The sequence below is a fragment of the Kitasatospora griseola genome, from assembly GCF_014648555.1.
GTDB lineage: Bacteria > Actinomycetota > Actinomycetes > Streptomycetales > Streptomycetaceae > Kitasatospora > Kitasatospora griseola.
Map to the genome: position 1 here is coordinate 101,057 of NZ_BMRI01000012.1, position 5,676 is coordinate 106,732.

The window sequence follows — 5,676 nt, forward strand, 5'->3', positions numbered from 1 at the left end:
GGACCCCGGGTCGGAACCAGGGGTACCTCTTGGAGGTGGAGACGGGATTTGAACCCGTGTACACGGCTTTGCAGGCCGTTGCCTCGCCTCTCGGCCACTCCACCAGGCAACTGCGAAGAACGATCCTACCTGTTCTCCGTCGAGCGGACGACGAGATTCGAACTCGCGACCCTCACCTTGGCAAGGTGATGCTCTACCAACTGAGCCACGTCCGCCTGTCTCCCTGGAAGCTCTTCCGGTTTTTCCCGGCTGCGCTCCCTGGCGACGTGTTGAACTCTAGCGGATTCCTGGCCCAGCTGAAAAATCCGTTCCCGCAGCGTGGCGCGGGGGTGGCCGCCCGATGCCCAACCGCCGGGGCCGCCCGGACCGTTCCGACGGGCCTCCGACCTAGACTTTCACTACCGGGGCGATCCCCCGGCGCCCACGCCCGCGCCCGCGCGGGCGCAACGGGCAGCACCGCAATCCGCGAATCCGCGCAGGAGAACCGTGTCCGGCCGCACCGCCCCGCTCAGCCCCCACCAGCCGATGGCCCGCTTCGCCGGACGCCTCGCCACCGGGCTGCGCGAAGTCACCCACGACCCCGCCGCCCTCGACCGGGGCGGATTCTGGGCCGTCGCCCACGACTTCGAGGGCCGCCTCACCTGCGCCCGGTTCGACGAGGTCCGCCCCGACCCGGCCCCGCCCGCCACCCACGGCTGGCGCGGCCCCGCCCCCGACAGCTGGCACAGCTCCCTCGACGCCGATGCCTACCGCGCGGGAGTGCGCCGCATCCGCGAGCACATCGCCGCCGGCGAGGTCTACCAGGCCAACCTGTGCCGGGTGTTGAGCGCGCCGCTGCCCGACCCCGACCGCACCGACATCGACGCCCTCACCGGCCTGCTCGCCGCCCACAACCCCGCGCCGTACGCAGGAACGATCCGGCTCCCCGAGCACGGCATCGAAATCGCCACCGCCTCGCCCGAGCTCTACCTGAGCCGCCACGGCCGCACCGTCCGCTCCGGCCCGATCAAGGGCACCGGCCGCACCGAGCACGACCTGCTCGACAAGGACCACGCCGAGAACGTGATGATCGTCGACCTGGTCCGCAACGACCTCGGCCAGGTCTGCGACACCGGCACCGTCACCGTCCCCGACCTGTGCGCCGTCGAGAAGCACCCCGGCCTGGTCCACCTGGTCTCCACCGTCGAAGGACGCCTGCGCGCCGACGCCGGCTGGCCGCAGCTGTTCGACGCGACCTTCCCGCCCGGCTCCGTCACCGGCGCCCCCAAGAGCAGCGCGCTGCGCATCATCCGCGCACTGGAGACCGCCCCCCGCGGCCCCTACTGCGGCGCCATCGGCTGGGTCGACGCCGACCGCGGCCTGGCCGAACTCGCCGTCGGCATCCGCTCGTTCTGGATCGAACGGGACAGCGGCCGTCCCGTCCTCAAATTCGGCACCGGCGCCGGAATCACCTGGGACTCCGACCCGGACCGCGAATGGCGCGAAACCGAACTCAAAGCCGCCAGGCTGGTGGCGATAGCCTCCACCGGCACCCCCGCCTGACCGCAAGGAGCACGACGCCGATGATCTGGGTCAACGGAACCCTCACCGCCGAGGACGACGCCACACTCTCCGTCCTCGACCACGGACTGACCGTCGGCGACGGCGTGTTCGAGACCGTCAAGGCCGAGAACGGCGAACTGTTCGCCCTCACCCGCCACCTCGACCGCCTCACCCGCTCCGCCCGCGGCCTCGGCCTCCCTGACCCCGACCACGACCTGGTCCGCGAGGCCTGCGCCGCCGTCCTGGCCGCGCAGCCCATGCCGCTCGGCCGCCTGCGGATCACCTACACCGGCGGCCGCGCCCCGCTCGGCTCCGAACGCGGCGACGCCGCACCCACGTTGGTCGTCGCCCTCGGCACCGCGAACCGCCGCCCCGACACCACCGCCGTCGTCACCGTCCCCTGGCGCCGCAACGAGTACTCTGCCGTGACCGGCCTGAAGACCACCTCCTACGCCGAGAACGTCATCGCGCTCGCCGCCGCCCACCGCGCCGACGCCAGCGAGGCCCTGCTCGCCAACACCGCCGGCCTGCTCTGCGAAGGCACCGGCTCCAACGTCTTCCTGGTCCTCGACGGCCGCCTCCTCACCCCCACCCTCGCCTCCGGCTGCCTGGCCGGCATCACCCGCCGGCTCGTCGTCGACTGGACCGGAGCCGAGGAGACCGACGTCCCCCTCGAAGCCCTCGCCGACGCCGAGGAGGTCTTCCTGACCTCCACCCTCCGCGACGTCCAGGCCGTCACCCGCGTCGACGCCCGTACCCTCCCCGGCATCGGCCCGGTGACCCGCAAGGCGATGGAGATCTTCGCCGACCGGGCAGCCCGGCACAGCGACCCCGTCTGACCATGGCGGGGAGCGCGGGCGGCGTGGGACGGTAGAACCCTGATGGGGAGGGAAGGGGGCCGGTATGACTACCACGTTGCGGCCGGACGGTGCCGAGGAAGCCGCGGCCAACAAGGGGCGGACGCGGCGCTGGCACATCATGGTGAACGGACACCCGGTGGGCGGCCTGCGGACCACCGCGTGGCCCCGGGACGGGTTCTGCCCGGGCGAGATCGCCGAGCTGGAGGTCACCGAGGGCCGGCGGCGGGGCCGGGGCACCGTCGCGGTGCTCGCCGCCGAAGAGGTGCTGCGCTCCTGGGGCTGCACCCGGGTCGACGTCACGGTGCCCGCCGAGGCGGAGGCCGGCCTGCAGCTGGCCCGCGCCCTCGGCTACACCGAGCGGATGCGCAACATGATCAAGCCGCTCACCGAACTCCCGCAGCTCCCCGAAGGACTGACGGACCGTCGGATCGGTCCGGAGCAGTACCCCGACTGGGAGCGGGCCGCCGTCGAGGGCTACCGGCAGGAGCTGATCGACTCCGGCGTGGACGCCGCCGAGGCCACCGCGAAGTCGGAGCACGACCACCGGCACGCCCTGCCGGCCGGCCCGGACACCCCGGACACCGTGCTGCGGCAACTCCTCGACACCGACGGGAACGTCCTCGGCTGCATCTGGGTCGCCCTCCGCCAGGCCACCATGCCGGACGGCCGCCCGCTGGCGTGGGTGATGCTGGTGGAAGCCGCCCCGGAGCACCGCGGTCGCGGCCACGGCCGCACCCTGATGCGGATCGCCGAACGCGAGTGCCTCGCCGCCGGCGTCCACGACCTCGGGCTCAACGTGTTCGCCGACAACGGCGTGGCGATCCGCCTCTACGAGTCGCTCGGCTACCGGGTCACCCGGCGCGTGCTCAGCAAGCCGCTGCTCTGAGGCCTCCCGACCGCCCCGCCGCCACCGGCAGCGGGGCGGTCAGCCGCCCAGCAGCTCCACGATGCGCTCCAGCAGCCCGTCCTGGGACTTCCCGCCGTCCAGCCGCTCGCCGGCCACCACGTACGTCGGGGTGCCCGTGACGCCGATCGCCCGGCCCTCGGCCACGTCCGAGTCGACCAGCAGCATGTGCCGGCCGTCGATCAGCGCGGTGTCGACCTCCTCCGCGTCCAGCCCGGCCGACCCGGCGATCTCCACCAGCGTCTTCGCCCCGCCGCGCTCCACGTCCTCCAGCCGGGCCAGCAGCGCCTCGACGAACTCCCAGCCGCGCCCCTGCTCGAACGCCTCGGTCGCGGCCTCCGCCGCCGGGTACGCGAACTTGTGCTTCTCCAGCGGGAAGTGCCGCAGCTCGACGGTCAGCGCGTCACCGAAGCGGGCGCGCAGCGCGTGGACGTCCGCCAGCGCGGTACGGCAGTCGGGGCACAGCAGGTCGCACCAGAACTCGACGCGGGGCAGGGGGGAATCGCTCATGCCCCAAGTCTCCCAGGTCCGCCACCCGACCCCGACCGGCCCGACCCCGACCGGCCCGGCCTCGACCGATCGGCCCGCCCCCGACCGGCGGCGCTCGGCGGTCAGCGCCCGGCCGCCGCCACCGCCTCGGCCTCCGCCGAACGCTGCCGGGCCCGGTACGCGGCCACGTGCAGCCGGTTCCCGCAGGTGCGGCTGTCGCAGTAGCGGCGGGAGCGGTTGCGGGACAGGTCGACGAAGACCCGGGCGCAGTCCGGCGCCTCGCAGCGGCGCAGCCGCTCCAGCTCGCCGGCCATCACGATGAACGCCAGCGCCATGCCCAGCTCGGCGGCCAGGTGCCGACCGATCGCGGCGTGCGGCGCGAAGTAGTGGATGTGCCAGCCGTGGTGGTCGTGGTTGGTCAGCCGCGGCGTGGTGCCGGCCTCGGCGACCAGCGCGTTGACCAGCTCCGCGGCCCGCTCGACGGTGTCCGCCGAGAACACCTCGCGCAGCCGGTCGCGCAGCTGGTGCACCGCGGCCAGGTCGGCCGGGCCGAGCGAGTCGATCTCGCTGATCTCCTGACCGACCACGAAGGCGCTCAGCGCCGCCACGTCGGGCAGCTGCTCGCTGCCGCAGGCCTCCGGCGCGGTGTTCAGCAGCTCCACCAGGATGCTCAGCGCGCATTCGGTGTCATGGGTGATCAGCACGTGGGAACCCCTCACGCGGCGGCGGCCCGAGGACCGTCGCGTCGGTCAAAGCGGGGCCCGACTCTACCGGCCCGGGACGCCGTACGGGCCAGGGCGGACCCGGACGTGGCTTAGCCCCGGGCGTCCGCTCCGACGGGAGGGAACGCCCGGGGCCGGGCCCCGAGGCCGCCGGCAGGCGGCAGTGAACTGCGACCGTGCCCCCGAGTAGGACGGTGCGCATCGAGGCGATCCCGCCGCCGCGCGACGGCGGGCCTTGACTCGTTCGGTTCAGCTCTCGGCGAGGATGTGAGACAGCTCCCGGTCGAGGTCGAAGTGACGGTGTTCGGTGCCGGGCGGCACCGCGGCGTCCGTCCGCTTGAGGAAGGACTCAAGCGCCCGGGCCGGGGCCTCCAGCAGTGCCTCTCCTTCCGGAGAGCTCAGGGCGATGCAAACCACGCCTTGACCGTGGCTGCGGGACGGCCACACCCGGACGTCGCCGGTACCGGTCGGTCGGTGCAGCCCCTCCGCGAGGAGGTCGCGGGCGAACACCCACTCCACGGTCTCGTCTGCTCCGGTGTGGAACGTCGCATGCACGGCATAGGGGTCGGCAGTGTCGTAGCGCAGGCCCGCGGGGACGGGCAGTGAGGACTCGCTGGACACGATGAGGCGCAGGTGCAGCTCGCAGCTGACCGTGGTGTTCATAAGCGCCAGGGCCTTTCGCTCAGTGTGCGCTCGGGGAATCGCACGTCGGCGAACGGACCATCCCACCTGAAAGCCCGGTGTAAACCCGTCTGTCCCGATTCCGGTGCGAGTCGTACCCCTTCCGGCGCATTGCGGAATCCCCCGAACGGCCCGACCTGCCGCCGACCGGCCCGGTAACGGCACGGATTACCGGCGGTCGCACCGGACCGGTGCCCGGACGACTGGAGGAACGCACGAAGCTGCCGCCGCCGGACCCGCCCCGGGGCGGCGCCCCGACCGCGATGCTCCCGGCCGGCCCGCCGACGCCGCTGGTCGGGGCCGTCGGCCGGACCGGGGGCACAAGCCGGGCGCGGACCGGGCACGACGAGGGGCGGGGGTGGTCGGAGCACCCGCGCGGATGGGGTAATGTTCTTTCTGCACCCGGGCGATTAGCTCAGCGGGAGAGCACTTCGTTCACACCGAAGGGGTCACTGGTTCGATCCCAGTATCGCCCACC

6 protein-coding genes and 3 tRNA genes are annotated in these 5,676 nt (G+C 73.2%); 4 read left to right on the top strand and 5 right to left on the bottom strand.

Features of this window, described 5'->3' with window-relative positions; all coding sequences use genetic code 11:
- Nucleotides 1–30 precede the first annotated feature (30 nt).
- A tRNA-Cys gene (locus IEZ12_RS17545) sits at nucleotides 31–104 on the bottom strand.
- A 38-nt stretch (nucleotides 105–142) separates the two neighbouring features.
- Nucleotides 143–215: transfer RNA gene (locus IEZ12_RS17550), tRNA-Gly, on the bottom strand.
- A gap of 310 nt (nucleotides 216–525) precedes the next feature.
- Here IEZ12_RS17550 and IEZ12_RS17555 point away from each other — a divergent pair.
- The 3 genes from IEZ12_RS17555 to IEZ12_RS17565 all read left to right on the top strand — a co-directional run bounded on the left by IEZ12_RS17555 (nucleotide 526) and on the right by IEZ12_RS17565 (nucleotide 3,288).
- On the top strand, nucleotides 526–1,542 hold the full coding sequence (locus IEZ12_RS17555) for a chorismate-binding protein (RefSeq protein WP_189272913.1): 1,017 nt from the start codon (nucleotides 526–528) through the stop codon (nucleotides 1,540–1,542).
- A gap of 20 nt (nucleotides 1,543–1,562) precedes the next feature.
- Nucleotides 1,563–2,381: an aminotransferase class IV gene (locus IEZ12_RS17560; RefSeq protein WP_189272856.1), complete on the top strand. Its 819-nt coding sequence runs from the start codon at nucleotides 1,563–1,565 to the stop codon at nucleotides 2,379–2,381.
- Nucleotides 2,382–2,445: 64 nt separating this feature from the next.
- Nucleotides 2,446–3,288 carry a GNAT family N-acetyltransferase gene (locus tag IEZ12_RS17565; protein ID WP_189272857.1) on the top strand — a complete coding sequence of 281 codons (843 nt, stop codon included), beginning with the start codon at nucleotides 2,446–2,448 and terminating at the stop codon, nucleotides 3,286–3,288.
- A gap of 39 nt (nucleotides 3,289–3,327) precedes the next feature.
- On the opposite strand, the gene IEZ12_RS17570 is transcribed toward IEZ12_RS17565, so the two are convergent.
- From IEZ12_RS17570 to IEZ12_RS17580, 3 genes are all read right to left on the bottom strand, one after another.
- The gene (locus IEZ12_RS17570) at nucleotides 3,328–3,816 is read right to left on the bottom strand and encodes a DsbA family protein (protein WP_189272858.1); all 489 of its coding nucleotides are present in this window, start codon (nucleotides 3,814–3,816) and stop codon (nucleotides 3,328–3,330) included.
- Nucleotides 3,817–3,917: 101 nt separating this feature from the next.
- Complete coding sequence (locus tag IEZ12_RS17575) at nucleotides 3,918–4,499, bottom strand: CGNR zinc finger domain-containing protein (RefSeq protein WP_189272859.1); 582 nt, start codon at nucleotides 4,497–4,499, stop codon at nucleotides 3,918–3,920.
- Between the two features lie 267 nt (nucleotides 4,500–4,766).
- The gene (locus IEZ12_RS17580; protein ID WP_030056266.1) at nucleotides 4,767–5,180 is read right to left on the bottom strand and encodes an SsgA family sporulation/cell division regulator; all 414 of its coding nucleotides are present in this window, start codon (nucleotides 5,178–5,180) and stop codon (nucleotides 4,767–4,769) included.
- Between the two features lie 422 nt (nucleotides 5,181–5,602).
- Between IEZ12_RS17580 and IEZ12_RS17585 the strand changes: the two genes are divergently transcribed.
- A tRNA-Val gene (locus tag IEZ12_RS17585) sits at nucleotides 5,603–5,674 on the top strand.
- Nucleotides 5,675–5,676: the final 2 nt, after the last annotated feature.